This is a genomic window from Thiorhodovibrio litoralis, from assembly GCF_033954455.1.
GTDB lineage: Bacteria > Pseudomonadota > Gammaproteobacteria > Chromatiales > Chromatiaceae > Thiorhodovibrio > Thiorhodovibrio litoralis.
This window is the reverse complement of record NZ_CP121473.1, coordinates 926,729-943,006: the sequence shown is the minus strand read 5'-3', so window position 1 is coordinate 943,006 and position 16,278 is coordinate 926,729. Positions and strand designations below refer to the sequence as shown.

Here is a 16,278-nt window from a genome sequence, read left to right as displayed (position 1 = left end):
ATGGGGAAGGCCCAACAAGTCAAGTCGCGGTCTCACCCCGTCTCTTGCCCGAGCCCTTGCAGAAAAGCAGCAGGGCTACGCCGCCAATTCCGCGGCTGTGGCCGAGGCCAGGGCCTCATGCAGCACGGCTTCGAGCAGGCGGCGGCTGTCGGTTTGGGTGGTGTCGAGCTGGGCTTCCAGTTGGTCGCAGATGGCCATCAGCTCATCGACCTTTGCGACGATGCGGTGTTGCTCGGCGAGCGGTGGCAACGGTACAACGAAATTCCGAAGTGGCCGAAGGCCAATAGTGGGCTGGGCAGTGCCAGTCGTTTTATTCGATGCTTGGCTGTAGACCAACGGCGATGCCATTAAGTACGCCATGAAGTGCAAGCTCGCAGAGGCTGTTGGCTTCAAGATCGCTATGTGGCGCTGAACGCAGAACTTTCGATCAGTATCGACTACCGCCGGCCTCCCGAATGTAGCGCCAACCACGGTATACAGGATGTCGCCTTTACAGGGCGTGCGATGCATCGGAAGCGAGCGAAAATAGTTCTCTGGGACGAATCGGCATCCGGCGAAATCAAGTCGTCCTGTCGTGACGTTTCCAATCGTCAGGAAGGCTATACCACTCTCGGCTCTTGGTGGAGGCTGATGGTCGCCATCGGTAATGACATTAAACAGAGCGCAAAGGCGGGTCCATTGCCAACCGAGCGGCGCAGCGAACGGCATGTCAACGGGGGCAATGTGATCGGGACGAGTTGGAACGATCCCGTTAGCGGTGGCGTAAGCAGCAATCTCGTTTGCAATCTGTTTCAAGAGGCTGCTCGCCGGTTCCTCCTGCTGATCTTGTGGCACTAGCTCCCCACTCACGGCAAGGCCAAGTATGGTCTGGCGCAGGTACTTGATGTGCTCGGGGCGGGTGGTTAGGCGAGGGATGTCTCGAAGAAAGATGGGCTCACGCGAAGGCGCAAAGGCGCAAAGTTTTTTTCGACTCGCTTCTTTTTCTTTCTTCGCGCCTTCGCGCTTTTGCGTGAGACTTTCTTCATCCTGCAACTGCCGCAGGCTGGCCGCCACCAGCAGGTCGCGCCGCTGCTCGCGCTTGGCCTGCGCCGCCTCCAGCCGATCGCACAGCACCATCAGTTCATCGACCTTGGCGACGATGCGGTGTTGTTCTGGTAGCGGTGGGAGCGGAAACCGGTAGGCAGCAAGACTTCTTCCGGTAAAGTGCTTGATGCCGGTCCCTGTGAATGACTGCTGCAACCGCCCGTCTTCGGAGCTAGCTTTGAGGGCCTTTGCGAAAAAATGCGGATCGACGACTGGCGAGAACCGCACTCGGTGTATTGCCTTTTGGAAATAGATGCCTCGAGCCCGTTGGTCCCACACAGCGGCACGGCCAGGTTCGCCGCCCTCACAGATGAGGACGTCACCGCTTCGTAGTTCAAACTCAGCAAGCTCAGAGTCCTTGAACCGCATTTCTAGCAGATCAGCAAGATCGAAATTGAACCAACGGACATTGACGTTCCGAAGGTAGGGGCGCGGGTTACCTTTGTTCTTGCCTTTGTCTAGCATCTTTCCCAATCGGGCCTCGGCGACGGAACCTACATCGATCCACGCCCACACGGTAGGAACGGGAAACGCACCTTCGGAGAATCCGCGCACCTTGATGCTACGTAGGGTCTTGGATACCGACTCGTCGTTTGGGTCCTGCTCCACCAGCTTCCCCCGCACCGCCAGATCCAGAACGAACCGCCGCAGTCGGGCAACGGCATCGGGCGCCTCGGCAATCCGGTCGAAGTGCTGCAGGAGTCGCTGCGGATTCATTTCAGTTTCCGATTAGGTGACGCAAAGGCGCAAAGACAGGAGATCATCACTGCGCGCATCGGCGTCAGGCCGACTCTCTGATCGCATCGGGCGGCACGCGGCAGCAGGACTGCCGCGCGATGAGATCACTGGCGAAATTCAGTGCAGCCTGAATGTCCTCGGGGGTCACGCCGTACTCATCGACGATCTCGCTCATGCTCATACCGCCGGCCAAACTACCGAGGACAATCGAGACGGGAACGCGGGTATCGCGGATCACCGGCTGGCCGTGACAGACAGCGAGATCGGTCTGAATGCGTTCGCTCAAACTCATCTCGGCAACACCTCCGAGGCTGGCTGGCAATCGTGAAGCGAGCTTGACACGGCTTCGATCATCGGCCATTCTCGAGTTAGATCGGCAGGCAAAATTCGGCTTCATGCCGTGTGATCCTTGGCTCAAGCCTTGGATTCTATACCTGCCGATTTTTTATGTCCGCGATCGTCAAGGGCCGACGCTTGCTGTAGTAGCAACCGTAGCGATTCCGACCGTTGTCATCCACATCGTGGATCAGCGAGACCTTCGGCCACAACATCTGCACATAACGATCCTCCTCTTTCTCGAATAAGCGCTGGAGCGCCCACAGACAGTAGTCCGCGACCTGAAGTCCCGGAGACTCCTGTGGATAAGCTGGAATCACCTCCAACGCCGTCTCATCCGCTTCCCGACCGAGCTGCCGCAGGAAACGCTCACGAGCGAGTTGGATCTGCTCCTTGAGTGCCTCGGTGCGGTCGCGCTTGCCTCGTCTGGCGAAGACGATTCGATAAACCCGATGCTGGTGAAGCCGCTGCTTGAAGAGCATGCGCACGGTCAAATCGTACAACTCGTTGGGCCGATAACGATAGCGGCTGTCCATGAGGTTACGTCGGCGCACATAGTCGAGCACCGCCTTCATACTCTTCACGACAGCGGAAAATTTGAAATCCAGGGTCAACAGCAGCCGCAAGACCTCGCGCCGGACTTCGGGCAGATCGTCCTTGGCATGGAAGTACAGCGCCGTCTTGCCGGCATCGGGCCGAAAAGACGGCACGCCTTTGAAGTAGGGATCGGCCAAGAGCGCCATTCGCAGTTCCGTCAACGCCTGCGCGACCTGCTCGGGCTGTTCGATCCGCGCCATGCCCAGAATGAAATGGCGTGGCGCGCTCCCCGCCTCGTACAGCACCCGGCCTTTGGCGTCGAACAGCACACCATCACCGCTTTCGTCAACGAAATACTGAACCGGCATTGCGGTTGATGGGGGCTCGTCGATGCTCATCGCAACAGCGCCTCCGCCAGGATAGCCTTCAACTGCACGCGCAGGGCGGCGGCCTGCTGTTCGGACTCATTCAGCTTGGCCAGCAACTCCTCGGGGTCGCCGTGGTCGTCCGCGACGGTGTGGGGGTTCTTGAAGTCGAGGTTGTAGGTGCGGGCCTTGATCTCGTCGAGGCTGACCCGCCAGGCTTGCTCGGTCTGCTCCCGGCCTGTTCGCTCGGCGCCGCCCCACCAGTCCACGCAGCCTTGCAGGTGCTCGACCCGAATCGGCTTGGTCATGGAGTAGGCTTTCTGGCCCTCGGGAACCCGGTGCTCGTAGAACCAGACATCCTGGGTCGGCTCGCCCTTCTCAAAGAACAGCAGGTTCGTGCCGATGCTGGCGTAGGGTTTGAAGACGCTGTTGGGCAGCCGAACGACGGTGTGCAGGTTGCACTCCTCCAGCAAATGCTCCTTGAGCCGGGTCTTGACGCCCTCGCCGAACAGGCTGCCATCGGGTAGGACCACGGCGGCGCGCCCGCTGGGCTTGAGCAGGCGGATGAACAGCGCCAGGAACAGGTCGGCGGTCTCCTTGGTGCGGAAGTGGGCGGGGAAGTTGGACTCGATGCCGTCTTCCTCTTTGCCGCCAAAGGGCGGGTTGGTGAGGATGATGTCCACCCGCTCACTCTGGCCGTAGCTGATGTAGGGTCGGGCCAGGGTGTTGTCGTGGCGCACGAAGCTCGGGTCCTCAATGCCGTGCAGCAGCAGATTGGTGACGCAAAGCATGTGCGGGAGCTGCTTCTTCTCGACCGCGCGCAAGCCGGCTTGCAGGGCCTGCTCGTCCTCCGGGCGCTTCACGTAACGCTCGCGCATGTGCCTGATGGCGCAGGTGAGGAAGCCGCCGGTGCCGCAGGCGGGGTCGAACAGGAGCTCGCCGGGTTTGGGGTCGATGCGCTCGGCCATGAAGGCGGTGACGGCGCGCGGGGTGTAGTACTCGCCCGCGTTGCCGGCGGATTGCAGGTCGTTCAGCAGTTGCTCGTAGATGTCGCCGAAGTGCTTGCGCTCGGCCAGGTCATTGAAGTCCACGGCGCTGATCTTGTTGACCACCTGACGCAGGAGGTGGCCGGACTTCATGTAGTTGTAGGCGTCCGCGAAGACGCCACGCACAACGCGGGCGCGGTTGGCGCTGGCGCCAAGGGCGGCCAGTTCCTTGAGCGAGGGGAACAGGTCGTCGTTGATGAAGTCGAGCAGGTCTTCGCCGGTCATGCCCTCGGGGTTTGCGGCCCAGGTGCGCCATTGCAGCCGCGCGGGGATGGGCGAGCTGTACCCATCGCGCATGACTTCCAGCTCCTGGTCCTGATCGTCGATGATCTTGAGGAAGAACATCCAGCACAGCTGGGAGAGGCGCTGGGCGTCGCCGTCGACGCCGACGTCCTGGCGCATGATGTCCTGGATGGATTTGACGGTGGTTCTGACCGACATGGCGATGAGTCAACCGAGGTGGAGTAAAAGAAGACGCTCAGGTTAAGAGGTGAAGCCGCCGAGGAATTCTTCTTCACGCCTTTGCGCCTTGGCGGAAGACTCCTCGTTCATGCAACGTCCTCATAGAGGGCGGCTTGCAGCTCATGCACGGCCTGCTCAAAGCCGGCCTTGGTGCCAAACTCTTTGATGAGTTGTAGCGGGGTGCCCATTTTATCGAAGGGTGGGACCGCCAGGACGCGGACGTTATCGAGTCCGCCGACCAGGCCCTCGTCCTGGTACTTATCGAGCAGGGCCTCCAGCACGGCGCGGGCTTGGGGGCCGTACTTGGTGAATACGTCACCCTTGGCGACCTTGTTGGCACGCTCGCGACGGGTGAGCGGCGGCTGGTCGAAGGCGATGTGGCAGATCAGGTCGAAGGGGTCGAGCTCCTTGCCGACTTCTTCCAGCAGGGGCTCGAGCAGCAGCCCTTCCTCGGCCAGCTCCTCGATGATGGCCTCCTTGCGCTCGGTGGAGCGCCAACGACGCAGAAACTGCTCGAGGCTCGCGAAATGGCCGCGGATGGCGCGGCGGGAGTAGTCGCGCAGGCTCTCAGTGACCAGCTTGCCGTTCTCGTCCAGGTACTCGACCCGCTCGGTCAGCACGGTGACTGGCCGGCCCTTGATGTAGTACTTGGGTCGCGGCTCACCGACGCCGGGCGGCAAGGTTCCGGGCGGCAGGCTGATGTCGGGCGGCTCCGGCTGGTCGATGACGATCTCATCCTCGCCCGGTTGCGGCGGGATGGCGTCCTCCCCTTGATCGACCGGCATCTCGTCCTCGGGCGGGATCGGGGGATCATCCTCGCCGGGCTCGTAAATCTGCACCGGCTCGCCGTCGAAGTCAGGGTCGGCGAAGTGGTTAGTCGCCTTACGGAAGTCGACCAGGGTGAAATAGTACTTCTTGGTGTCCTCGTGGACCCGGGTGCCGCGCCCGACGATCTGCTTGAACTCAGTCATGGAGCCGACCTCGCGCTCCAGCACGATCAGGCGGCAGGTCTGGGCATCCACTCCGGTCGAGAGCAGGCGTGAGGTGGTGACCAGCACCGGGTACCTGGACTCGGGGTCGATGAAGTTGTCGAGCTGAGCCTGACCGTCCGGATCATCCCCAGTGATGCGCATGACGTACCTGGGATTCTGCTGGGTGAGATCCTGGTTTTCGTTGATCAGGGCCTGGCGCATGCGGGCAGCATGGTCGGTGTCGACGCAGAAGATAATGGTCTTCTGGAAGCGGTCGCCGCTCTGTTTGAGGTAGTCCGAGACCCACTTGGCGATGCGCCGGGTGCGAGCGTCGATGACCAAGGTCCGGTCGAAGTCTTTCTGGTTGTAGTGGCGGTCCTCGATCAGCTCGCCCTTGCTGTCGGTCTCGCCGGTTGTGGGGCGGTAGCCCTCCACGTCGACGTCCAGGTGCACCTTGATGACCTTGTAGGGGGCGAGAAAGCCGTCGCGAATGCCCTGCTTGAGTGAGTAGGAGAAGACCGGCTTGCCGAAGTAGTGAATGTTGGAGACGTATTCGGTTTCCTTGGGTGTGGCGGTTAGCCCGATCTGGGTGGCGGCGGCGAAGTGGTCGAGGATCTCGCGCCAGGCGGAATCCTCGGCGGCGCTACCGCGGTGGCACTCGTCGATGACGATCAGATCGAAAAAGCCGGGGGAGAACTCGCGAAAGAGCTTCTGGCGCTCCTCGGGACCGGTAATGGCTTGGTACAAACCGAGGTAAATCTCGTAGGCGGTGTCGATCCGTCGCTGTTTGTCCAGCGCCAGGGTCAGTTCGGTGCTGGTGCCGTCGGCGCGCTCGATGGTCTTGGCTTTGGTGCTGAGCTTGGCCATGGCCGGACCGAAGGGGCGGAAGTCGTTGACCATGGTTTGGTCGATCAGGACGTTGCGGTCGGCGAGGAACAGGATGCGTTTCTTACGCCCAGCCTTCCACAGCCGCCAGATGATCTGGAAGGCGGTGTAGGTCTTGCCGGTACCGGTGGCCATGACCAGCAGGATGCGGTCCCGCCCCTTGGCGATGGCCTCGATCGCGGCGTTGATGGCGTTGCGCTGGTAGTAGCGCGGCTCCTTGCCGCTGCCGTCGTGGAAATAGGGTTGCAGGACGATGGCTTCCTGGGCGGGCGCGAGGTTCTTCCAGGCGCGGTAGCGCGCCCAGAGGGCATCGGGCGCGGGGAAGGCGTCCAGCGCGAGGGCGGTCTCAAGTTGGGCGCTCTGGCCAGTGCGGTCATGGAAGACGAAGGCGTCGCCGTTGCTGGCGAAGACGAAGGGAACGTCCAGCGTCAGAGCGTAGTCGAGGGCCTGCTGCATGCCAGCGCCGACGCTGTGGTTGTTGTCCTTGGCCTCGATGATCGCGATCGGGATGCCGCGGTAATAGAGGATGAAGTCGGCGCGCTTGGCCTTGCCGCGGGTCACCAGCTTGCCGCGCACGATGATGCGGCCTTTGGTGAAGGAGACCTGGCGGCGGATCTGGGTGCTCTCGTCCCAACCGGCGTTGACAATGGCTGGCGTGATGAACTTGACGCAGATGTCGTCTTCGCTCAGCGACTTCTTGTTCATTCCGGCATGGCCTTTCCTGGCGGATTCACGTGGCGCGGCTGACCTAGCTGCAAACCGAGCCGCGACCCTAGGTGACAGTGTACGCAACTCGCTGGCGAAGAGGAAGCAGGAGCCGGCAAGAGCACGGCGCGCGCGAAGCGGCCCTCGATGGTCGCAATCGGCCCTTCGCGGTCGGCTCGTTCCAAATCGAACAGCCAAGAGGGACGCCCTATCGCGCATAATGCGGTGACACAGGCCAATCGTCGCATGATGATGCGACTGCCAGCCTGGGTTCCGTCGATAACTGGCAAGGATTACTCACTGCGCATGCAAACCCAACGTCTGCTGGTTCTGGTCTCGGGCATCGCCGGTCTGGTGCTGACCATGGGGGTGGCACGCTTTGCCTATACGCCCATGATCGCTTACATGCAGGCACAGACCGGGCTGAGCGACGCCTTAGCCGGGTGGCTGGCCGGTTGGAACTATCTCGGCTACCTGTCTGGCCTGCTTTTGGTGACGCGGCTGCGGGATCTGATGCTAAAGGACCGGCTGTATCGAATCGCCTTGGTCCTGGCCGTTTTGACCACAGCACTGATGGCGCTGGATGATGCCCCCTGGCTGTGGGGAATCAGCCGCTACCTCGCCGGGCTTGCCACGGCGGGAGGGCTCATGCTGGGCTCGGGTCTCATTCTGAACTGGCTTATTCGTCACGATCACCGTGGCGAGCTCGGCTTGCATTTCAGCGGCATTGGCCTGGGGATTCTGATTGGCGCCCTCGCCGTGGAACTGGTGGCGCCGTTCATTGACTGGCGCGGTCAATGGTGGCTGCTGACAGCGCTTGGCGCCGTGCTGCTGCTTCCTGCCTGGATTTGGTTGCCGCGCCCAAACCACGGCACGCCCTTGTCAGCCCAGCATACCGCAGCGGCGACGGAACCCGGCCCGATCTGGTTATGGCTGCTTCAAGGCGCCTACCTCTGTGCCGGCTTTGGTTATGTGGTCAACGCCACCTTCACAGTATTGATCACCGAACAACAGCCGGCGCTCGCGGGGCAAGGCGGTGCCATGTGGATGCTTGTCGGCTTGGCCGCAGCGCCGGCTCCACTGCTCTGGGACCGTCTCGCCCGCCGCGTCGGTTACCTGAGCGCGTTACAGTGGGGCTACGGTTTGCAGATAGTTGGCATCCTGCTGCCAGTGTTCAGTAATACCCTGGCCGCCGCAGTGGCGAGCGCCCTGCTGTTCGGGCTGACGTTCATCGGCATTGTCTCCCTGGTGCTGACCATGGTCGGCGTGCGCTACCCCACCCACCCGGCTGCCATCATGGCCCGCCTGACGCTGGGCTACGGAATCGCGCAGATCATCGCCCCAGTGGTGGCGGGTGAACTCGCCGAGTTAAGCGGACACTTCGACCTTTCCCTAATCATGGTTGCCATCATCATGGCGCTGGGCTTCGGCTGCCTGGTCATCATGCGGCTCTTGCCACAAACGGAAACCGACCGCCAATCCTCAGCCGGGCGCGTTTAACCGACCGATCACTCGGGCCCCGTCTCCCGCACGCGCGCACCCAGCAGATAGCAACTGCCGCTCATCAGGCCGCTCAGGCCCATGCCGACCAATAACGGCGTCGCGCTGCCATCGTGCAGGAGGCTGATCAGCGAACCGCTGAGCGCACCTGCACCGAAGCGGACCGCGCCCCCGAAAGCTGAGGCGGTGCCGGCCAGATCGGGAAAGTCAGCCATAAAGCCGGCCATGGCATTGCCCATCACCAGCGCCGTCATGCCCAGATAGGCTCCCGTCAGGGGTGCGATCAGCCACAGGGTCGGGTTGGGTACCTGAGTCAGCACCAGCATCAAGAGCGCGGCAAGCGCCTGCACGCCAAGCCCGATTTGCAGCAGCCGCTCGGCACCAAAGCGCGGAATCAGCCGCGCATTTAGCACGGACACCACCAGCGCCAGAGCGACATTGGCTCCGAACAGCGGGCCGAAGACCTGCGGCGAGATGCCGTGGAGCTCGATGTAGACGTAGGGCGAGCCGACGACAAAGCCCATAAGTCCGGCAAAGCTCGCCGATGCCGTGCCCAGATAGGCCAGCGCCCGGCGATGGCGCAGGATGCGCCCATACTGACGCAGCGGATCTAAGAACCGTAGCTGGCGCCGCGCCGGCGGCAGGGTTTCCGGCACCACACGCAAAAACAGCAGTGCCGTGACCAGTGTGATGCCAAGCAAGGTAGCGAACACCCAGCGCCAGGAACCGACCAACAGCACCAGACTGCCGAGGCTCGGGGCGATCAGGGGTGCCAACCCCATGACCAGCATCACCAGCGTCATCACCCGCGCGTAATCGTCGCGCGCGAAGCGATCGCGCACCAGTGCCGGGATGGTCACGGCAATGGCCGCGCCGCCGACTGCCTGGAGACTCCGGCTCACCAGCAGCCAGGTCATCGACGGAGCCAGCGCGCAGCCCAGGACGCCGAGGGCGAAAAGCGCTAGCCCGCCGCCTGTCAGCGGTCGGCGCCCGCGCACATCTGACAAGGGCCCGAGCAGCAGCTGAGCGCTGGCGAAAAACCCCAGATACAGGGTGACGCTGAGTTGCGCGTGCCGGATGTCGCTACCCAGATCGCGCGCAAGCGCTGGCAAACTGGGCAGGTAGAGATCGATGGCGAACGGCGTCAGGGCGGCCAGCGCCCCGAGGGTGATCAGCAAGAGTGGATGCAGGGACGCGCGGATGATCAGGTTATCTCCGTTTGGCTGGGTTGGGCCGGGCGAACGGGTTGGGCGCATGTCGGCGAAATCCTCTGTTACACTTGCGCATACCTGAAACATCATAGGCGTTTCACATGGGGCATGTATTCACAAACCTGGAACTCAGCAATCCTCGTAAACCCGAGCTTGGCCCCATGAATGTCAAGGCGCTAGCCGATACAGGTGCATTAATGTTGTGCATCCCCGAACATGTTGCACTGCAACTCGAACTCGACCAAGAATCGGTTCGCGAGGTGACTGTTGCTGATGGACGCAAACAAAATGTCCCTTACGTCGGCCCAATCAAAGTGGCCTTTGGTCAGCGCTTCTGTTACGTCGGCGCCTTGGTGTTGGGCGATGAAGTATTACTTGGCGCTGTTCCCATGGAGGATATGGATCTCGTGGTGAATCCTGCCAAAAGGGAGATCACTGTTGATCCGGCAAGCCCAAATATTCCTCATGCTCGGGTGAAGTAGCTGATCCGTCGCGTCAAAAGAAGGTAAGAATCATGGCATCGACAACAAAAATGTGGGTTAAAGACCCTCATTCCGGTGGAGTAAAAATTCCTGATAGAATAAAAGAAAAGATCAAGGACCGCATTGAATGCTACGCCAATACGAATTACGCTGGAAAGTTCACGCGCATTGACGTGCGTTTCCGAGGCTACTTTTGTTATATCGATGCCTACCAGGAACCTTTCGTGCCAGAAGATTTTGATCCAGCGCTATTCAATGAAACACGCGAAGACCGCATTGAGCGGTTAAGAAACGCACCGATAAAATTATGCCGATTGAGATACAAAGGTGACGAGAACAACTGGACCTTGGACTTTTATTCTTATAGCCACGACAAATATCAGCCAAGTGTCTTCACTCACGGCGGTTTCTACGGCACACCTGAGCAAGCATTGCAAAGCGCGGCGATGTTCTTGGAGTAGCCACCTAGGCTCTCGGACAGCTCCGACAGATTGGTGGCGATGAAGGTCTGATCGAGCCCGCGCGCGAAACCGCGCTCGGCGGCGCTCAAGCGGGATTTGGACATTATTTATTGAGCGGAAAAATTTAAGCGCTGCCGCCTGGCGCGGCGGCAGCGCAACACGCGGGTACTTTTAAGCTGTGCTCAATCGGCGTCAGCGAAATGGGCACGCCACCCCGACAGCCCGGTCTTGAGCCGCTCACCATGCCGCTCAAGCGCAGAGCCGGCGATGATGATAGCGATGCCGAGCAGCACCAGGGCACTCCAGCCGCCGAGGCTGAAGTGCTCGAGCGCTTCAGTCGCCAGCGTAGCCAGTGCCGCCAGCGCGGTGATCAGGCCGGTAGCGAACAGCAGGCGGCCCTTGATGACATAACCGAAGCCGAGCGCGGCCACGCCCGCGAGCAAGGCTACCAGGGCCAGGCCAAAGCCACCATGGATACCCAGATCGAGCAGAAGGCTTAAGCTCATGAGCATAACCGCAGTGCTCTGGTAGCCGCAGCTGCGCGATCCGGTCAGGCGCGAGAGGTCGAGCAGCAGGGCACCAAGGATGGCGGCACTCAGGGGCAGGTAAACGACCTCGGCCAGCGACCAGGCCGGCAGCAGGGAAGCGCCCGCCAGCGCGGTGACCATCACGGCCATCGCCACCGCCAGCGCCTCCACCAGGCCACGCCAGGCGCTGCCGGGTGCCATGCTCACCAGCAAGAAGCGCAGCGCCAGGTAGCCGAGCAGGCTCAGGGTGGTGACAAAGAGCGTGTCCGGCGCATAGAGCCACAGGCTGCGCCCGCCGAGAATCAGCAAGGGCAGCAACAGCACCGCGCGCGCAAAGCGGCCCTCGGCGGTTGCCAGGGCCGGATCGCGCCGGCGCAACTGCAAGCCGAGCAGCCCCAAGGTCAATGCCAGCCCGACCAACAAGGCGGAGATCATGGCATCACTGCGGGTCGGTATCAGCAGGGCGGCATTGCTCAACAGATAAAGCCCGCTCAAGCCCGCAACCGAGTCCCTTGCCATGACGCGAAAGCCCAGCCACACCGACAGCACGAGCACCAGCAGACTGGCACCGCTCAGCAGCAGCGCCGGTCCCATCGCGAGATGGCCTTGGGACTGGGTCCAGATGGACGCGGCAGCAGCCATGCCGGCCGGGGCATCCCAGCTCAGGAAGGGATAGGTCAAGCCGCCGAGAAAGGCGAAATTCACCGGCACAGCGGCCAACGCCAGGGCGATGAACAGGCGTGCCCCTTTGTTCTCACGCAGCCAGTGGCCGCTGGCCAGTCCGGCCAGGGTCAGCGCCAGGGTATGGCCGAGCAGCAGCAGGCTGCGGCTCAGATCATCGCTGTCGCGCCAGCCCTCGAACAGGTAAAGCACGAAGGCGGCGACGATGACCAGTCCACCAAGACTGCGCAGCAACAGGGACAAGGTCAGGCGCGGGGAGCGCATCGGCGCGGCACCACCGGAGACTGCGCCGGGCGCGGTAGCCGACCATGACTGAGCGGGTGCGGATGTCGCTGCGCGATTGACCGCCTCCTCCTCAGCAATGTCCAGGGCATCGGCATCCAGACAAAGGGCTTCATTGCGAGTCACGGCGAAGGCGCTCATTGCACACCTCCCGCAGGCGCGGCCGCCGCTGCATTGGCATCGGCATGACCACGGCGCAGCGCGGTAAGCTCCGCGTGCAAGGCAGCGCGCTCTTCGGCGACCAGGAATTCCTCTTCAAAAGGGTCACTCCCCACCGCATGCAGCCCCACAGCATTCAATTGGGCCGACTGATCTGCAGCCATTTCCGCCTCGGTCAGGCGAATCTCCCAACGCTCGAAGGTCTCATCCAAATCCAGTTGCGGATCGCACTCGGCCTCGCGCACCCGCACCGCGGCGTCCGCGGTCGCCTCGCGACTGCGCATCAGCGAGCGCCGATGGGCGAGCTGAGCGACCCGCTCGCGCAGGGCGTCGATGTCCGCTGCCAGCCGTCGCTCGACCGATTGATGCTGCTGCCAGGCCTGCTCCAGCGATGCCGCCTCGCGCGCTGCTTGACGCGCGCGCTTCAGGCACTGCAGGGCTTTCTCCTCGCCGGCGGCATTGGGTTCGCAAGATAGCGCACGCTCGCGCCAGTTGCGCTCGTCGGTGCGCCGCTCCTCGAGCTGACGGCGCAGCGCCTCGCCGTCGCGCTGCAAGCGCTGATAACGCACCTTGGCTTGTGCATAGAGCCGCCGGCTTTCGCGGATGCCGACTTCAACCACGGCATCATGGTTTTCCAGATCCCCGACCAGCCGATCGAGCCGAGTCGAGACGGCGACAGTGAAACGTTTGATCAATGACATGACATGCTCCTCGATGAATTGCGAATGGCATTTCATGCATGTCAGTAAGCGTGCCAGTTTCCTGTTAGCGCTGATTCCCTCTTTTTGTCAATAACTTACCGTCCACCTCAGAGCGCCCTGCCGCAAAACCTCAGCGAGCGAAAAGACAATTTATGACGGCTTGCCATACAAAATTTGTACAATGCGCATCAGCGCCCGCCGCGCAAGTCAAAATTCGCCAGCGGCTCCACCTTCCATGATGGCACGAAGCGTATTGCGCACCTGAATCGCTGATTCTTTCAGATCCGGCGGCAGCTCCGTTCCACCGTAGATCATCAAGTCGAGATTCATGCTGTAGAGCTTCAAATTGCCTTCAGCGTCTTCCACCAACGCAATCCGGCACGGCATAAAACCGCTGTATTCGTTGCGATACTCCAGCATCATGCGCCCGACGCGCGCATCGCAGAAGGAGAGAAAGTTAACGTAGCGATACTCCTCGCCAGTGATGGCCTCAATCTGCTTGTAGAAGGGCGATTCGCCGACAAAAAGCAAGTTTTTAGAGATTGCGATGCTTTTCATCGACTCAATCACGTCCTCGGCAGTCAGTCCGTCCTCGACCGGAACCGACCACATCATGGCGACTCCGGGATCACCGGTTTCAAGCAGGCGCTGAGCAAGCTCACCATAGAAGCGACTGAACTCGGGGTCAAAACCGGCCACAGCCGAACTAAAGCGGACATAGCCGTAGCCAAGTGCAAGCACCGAGACAAGACCGATGATGGCGAGCAGATTGCGAATAATTTTCATCCATATCCTCCAAGAGCAGCGGGCGCCGCGTGTGGTTCTTTGATTGACGATCTTAAAGCATTTGTCGATAGATCTCAGCGCGCGGCGACTCGCGCCTTCGGCAGCAGCGGCGAAACGCCGCCCTCTCACTCGCTGTCTAGCAACCACCCCGGCACGTCAGGCTCCTTGACTTGCCCTTCTTGCAAAACAGCGACCAAGGCGGCCGTCGTTTGCATTCCCTATCCCTTGTGAGAAGTGCTAAAGTCACCTCGCCAAGGTGGAAACGATAATTATCAACCAGAAAAAACGCTGGGACTTCCTTGAGTCTCGTGGGAGTCATTCCGCGGGGTGACGGGGAGCACAAATCTTAGGAGGAGTTGCGATGCCAAGCCGCATCGAGACCAAACGAGTGGCCTGCCTATGGCTGGCGCTGCTCGGTCTTATCATCCATCCCGTCGCCTATAGCACGACGACGGACCCTGCCCCAGGGGCCACGACGGAGCTCATGATCGACCACTTCGATCCTGAGACCGGCAAGCGCATCATCCCCAACGAGCGTTGCCTGACCTGCCACGGCGATGAGCAGCATCCGATGGATGTGCGCGACGACGGCTCACCAGTGGAGATATTGGTCGACAGCGGGCAGATCAAGGCCAGCGTTCATGGCGGGCAGAAGTGCACCAGTTGCCACGTCACCATCGATCGGGTCCCGCATCGCAAGGCGCCGTCCGTCATTGTCGGCTGCATCGAGTGCCACCGCGAGACATGGGAAGCGCACAAGGATGATCCCGACGGCAAGTACGCGCGCCTTGAGGTTGTCAACGAGCAAATCGACAACTTCATGCACTCGGTCCACGCCAAGCCCAGTGAACTGGACCAGTCGCGCACCAACGCCACCTGCTACGACTGCCACGACGGGCACAACATCGGCGAACTTGGCAGCATCCAGCGCGCCGAGCACCGGCTGAAAAACCCCGAAATCTGCGGTGCCTGTCATGAACAGGAACTCGCAGACTATCGCACCTCAGATCACGGCAAGGCGGTGATGGAGGAAGGCGACAGCGAGGCGGCGGTTTGCTCCGATTGCCATACCACCCACGAGATTGCCTCCCCCGAGACGGACAAGGCCAAATTGCAGATCACCGAGAACTGCGGCAACTGTCACGAGGAGGCCCAACGCACCTATTTTGCGTCCTACCACGGCCAGGTCCACCGCCTGGGTTACACCGCAGCGGCCAAGTGCCATGACTGCCATGGCGGGCATTTGGTCAAGAGCGAGGATGACCCGACGTCGGAAATCCACGCCAACAATCGCCTGGAGAACTGCCGCCAGTGCCATGAGGACGCCAACGAGAACTTCCTCAGCTTTTGGCCCCATGGCGACGCCCACGACCGCGAGAATTACCCGGGCCTGTGGGGCTTCAAGGTCTTTATGGACACCCTGATCTTCGCGGTCATGGGCTTCTTCTGGGTCCACGTGATCCTGTGGCTCTACCGCGAGGTCATGGAACGCATCCAGGGCAAGGGCTTCATTGAAGACCTGAGCACGCCTGACGTGGTTTACTTCCGCCGCTTCCCGGTCGTCTGGCGCTGGATTCATTTCTTGTTCGCCGTCGCCACCATGACACTGATCCTGACCGGCACCACGCTGCTGTTCTCCCATACCGCCTGGGCCAAGGCAGTGGTGGGCTTCATCGGCGGCATCCGCATGGAGGGCATCATCCACCGCACGGCTGCCACCATCTGGCTGGGGATCTTCTTCGTCCACCTCTCGATTGCGACCAGCAATATCTGGCGCAATCGCAAGACCTTCAAGTGGTTCGGCAGCACCTCCCTGTTGCCGAACTGGAAGGACTGGCAGGACCTGAAAGACATGTTCAAGTGGTTCCTCGGCCGCGGACCGCGTCCCGAGTTCAGCCACTGGACCTACTGGCAGAAGTTCGACTACTGGGCACCCTTCTGGGGCGCCACAGTCATCGGCACTTCGGGCCTGATCCTGTTCATGCCGGATAAGACGTCCCTGATCCTGCCGGGCTGGACCTTCAATATCGCCAATCTGGTGCATGCCGAAGAGGCGCTCCTGGCGGCTATCTTCCTGAACTCGGTGCACTTCTTTAACGTGCATTTCCGCCCCGAGCGCTTCCCGATGAGCACTGCCATCTTCACCGGCGTGATCCCCATCGATGAGTTCAAGCACGACCATCGACTCGAATACGACCGGCTGGTGGCCAGCGGCGAACTCGAGAAACATCTGGTTCAGCGTCCGTCGCGCCGCGCCTCGCTGGCGGCCTCGTTCATCACCACGGTGCTGATTATGGCTGGCCTGGCCTTGCTCACCCTGGTGCTGATCGGCCTGGTCACCGCGCCAAACTGAGGGGGAT

13 protein-coding genes are annotated in these 16,278 nt (G+C 61.4%); 4 read left to right on the top strand and 9 right to left on the bottom strand.

What is annotated here, in order from left to right:
- Positions 1-75: 75 nt before the first annotated feature.
- The 5 genes from Thiosp_RS04210 to hsdR form a co-directional block, all read right to left on the bottom strand.
- Positions 76-1,800 (bottom strand): restriction endonuclease subunit S, encoded by a 1,725-nt coding sequence (locus tag Thiosp_RS04210; protein ID WP_201065650.1) that lies wholly within the window; start codon positions 1,798-1,800, stop codon positions 76-78.
- A 64-nt stretch (positions 1,801-1,864) separates the two neighbouring features.
- Positions 1,865-2,113, bottom strand: a complete 249-nt coding sequence (locus Thiosp_RS04205) for a DUF433 domain-containing protein (RefSeq protein ID WP_201065649.1) — start codon at positions 2,111-2,113, stop codon at positions 1,865-1,867.
- Between the two features lie 136 nt (positions 2,114-2,249).
- Positions 2,250-3,092, bottom strand: coding sequence for a DUF3800 domain-containing protein (locus Thiosp_RS04200; RefSeq protein WP_201065648.1), 843 nt, complete (start codon positions 3,090-3,092; stop codon positions 2,250-2,252).
- Positions 3,089-4,546: a type I restriction-modification system subunit M gene (locus Thiosp_RS04195; RefSeq protein WP_201065647.1), complete on the bottom strand. Its 1,458-nt coding sequence runs from the start codon at positions 4,544-4,546 to the stop codon at positions 3,089-3,091. The genes Thiosp_RS04200 and Thiosp_RS04195 overlap by 4 nt, the downstream gene beginning before the upstream one ends.
- A gap of 107 nt (positions 4,547-4,653) precedes the next feature.
- The gene (hsdR, locus tag Thiosp_RS04190; RefSeq protein WP_201065646.1) at positions 4,654-7,128 is read right to left on the bottom strand and encodes an EcoAI/FtnUII family type I restriction enzme subunit R; all 2,475 of its coding nucleotides are present in this window, start codon (positions 7,126-7,128) and stop codon (positions 4,654-4,656) included.
- A gap of 225 nt (positions 7,129-7,353) precedes the next feature.
- Here hsdR and Thiosp_RS04185 point away from each other — a divergent pair, with 225 nt between their 5' ends.
- Positions 7,354-8,628, top strand: a complete 1,275-nt coding sequence (locus tag Thiosp_RS04185; protein WP_323696829.1) for a YbfB/YjiJ family MFS transporter — start codon at positions 7,354-7,356, stop codon at positions 8,626-8,628.
- 8 nt (positions 8,629-8,636) lie between these two features.
- On the opposite strand, the gene Thiosp_RS04180 is transcribed toward Thiosp_RS04185, so the two are convergent.
- A complete protein-coding gene (locus tag Thiosp_RS04180; RefSeq protein WP_242518433.1) occupies positions 8,637-9,884 on the bottom strand; it encodes a Bcr/CflA family multidrug efflux MFS transporter in 1,248 nt (415 codons plus the stop codon).
- 56 nt (positions 9,885-9,940) lie between these two features.
- Between Thiosp_RS04180 and Thiosp_RS04175 the strand changes: the two genes are divergently transcribed.
- Positions 9,941-10,321 (top strand): clan AA aspartic protease, encoded by a 381-nt coding sequence (locus tag Thiosp_RS04175; RefSeq protein WP_201065643.1) that lies wholly within the window; start codon positions 9,941-9,943, stop codon positions 10,319-10,321.
- Positions 10,322-10,353: 32 nt separating this feature from the next.
- Positions 10,354-10,782 carry a hypothetical protein gene (locus tag Thiosp_RS04170; protein ID WP_201065641.1) on the top strand — a complete coding sequence of 143 codons (429 nt, stop codon included), beginning with the start codon at positions 10,354-10,356 and terminating at the stop codon, positions 10,780-10,782.
- Between the two features lie 182 nt (positions 10,783-10,964).
- On the opposite strand, the gene Thiosp_RS04165 is transcribed toward Thiosp_RS04170, so the two are convergent.
- The 3 genes from Thiosp_RS04165 to Thiosp_RS04155 form a co-directional block, all read right to left on the bottom strand.
- Positions 10,965-12,413, bottom strand: coding sequence for a hypothetical protein (locus Thiosp_RS04165; RefSeq protein ID WP_201065639.1), 1,449 nt, complete (start codon positions 12,411-12,413; stop codon positions 10,965-10,967).
- The gene (locus Thiosp_RS04160; protein ID WP_201065637.1) at positions 12,410-13,132 is read right to left on the bottom strand and encodes a PspA/IM30 family protein; all 723 of its coding nucleotides are present in this window, start codon (positions 13,130-13,132) and stop codon (positions 12,410-12,412) included. Before Thiosp_RS04160 ends, Thiosp_RS04165 begins: the two co-directional genes overlap by 4 nt.
- A gap of 207 nt (positions 13,133-13,339) precedes the next feature.
- Positions 13,340-13,918, bottom strand: a complete 579-nt coding sequence (locus tag Thiosp_RS04155) for a DUF302 domain-containing protein (protein WP_201065635.1) — start codon at positions 13,916-13,918, stop codon at positions 13,340-13,342.
- Between the two features lie 361 nt (positions 13,919-14,279).
- Here Thiosp_RS04155 and Thiosp_RS04150 point away from each other — a divergent pair, with 361 nt between their 5' ends.
- The gene (locus Thiosp_RS04150) at positions 14,280-16,271 is read left to right on the top strand and encodes a cytochrome b/b6 domain-containing protein (RefSeq protein WP_201065633.1); all 1,992 of its coding nucleotides are present in this window, start codon (positions 14,280-14,282) and stop codon (positions 16,269-16,271) included.
- The last annotated feature ends 7 nt before the right edge of the window (positions 16,272-16,278 follow it).

Excerpts from the sequence above, each read along its gene's own strand:
- Thiosp_RS04210 (WP_201065650.1), bottom strand. The coding sequence starts at position 1,800 with ATGAATCCGCAGCGACTCCTGCAGCACTTCGACCGGATTGCCGAGGCG.
- Thiosp_RS04205 (WP_201065649.1), bottom strand. The coding sequence starts at position 2,113 with ATGAGTTTGAGCGAACGCATTCAGACCGATCTCGCTGTCTGTCACGGC.
- Thiosp_RS04200 (WP_201065648.1), bottom strand. The coding sequence starts at position 3,092 with ATGAGCATCGACGAGCCCCCATCAACCGCAATGCCGGTTCAGTATTTC.
- Thiosp_RS04195 (WP_201065647.1), bottom strand. The coding sequence starts at position 4,546 with ATGTCGGTCAGAACCACCGTCAAATCCATCCAGGACATCATGCGCCAG.
- hsdR (WP_201065646.1), bottom strand. The coding sequence starts at position 7,128 with ATGAACAAGAAGTCGCTGAGCGAAGACGACATCTGCGTCAAGTTCATC.
- Thiosp_RS04180 (WP_242518433.1), bottom strand. The coding sequence starts at position 9,884 with ATGCGCCCAACCCGTTCGCCCGGCCCAACCCAGCCAAACGGAGATAAC.
- Thiosp_RS04175 (WP_201065643.1), top strand. The coding sequence starts at position 9,941 with ATGGGGCATGTATTCACAAACCTGGAACTCAGCAATCCTCGTAAACCC.
- Thiosp_RS04170 (WP_201065641.1), top strand. The coding sequence starts at position 10,354 with ATGGCATCGACAACAAAAATGTGGGTTAAAGACCCTCATTCCGGTGGA.
- Thiosp_RS04165 (WP_201065639.1), bottom strand. The coding sequence starts at position 12,413 with ATGAGCGCCTTCGCCGTGACTCGCAATGAAGCCCTTTGTCTGGATGCC.
- Thiosp_RS04160 (WP_201065637.1), bottom strand. The coding sequence starts at position 13,132 with ATGTCATTGATCAAACGTTTCACTGTCGCCGTCTCGACTCGGCTCGAT.
- Thiosp_RS04155 (WP_201065635.1), bottom strand. The coding sequence starts at position 13,918 with ATGAAAATTATTCGCAATCTGCTCGCCATCATCGGTCTTGTCTCGGTG.
- Thiosp_RS04150 (WP_201065633.1), top strand. The coding sequence starts at position 14,280 with ATGCCAAGCCGCATCGAGACCAAACGAGTGGCCTGCCTATGGCTGGCG.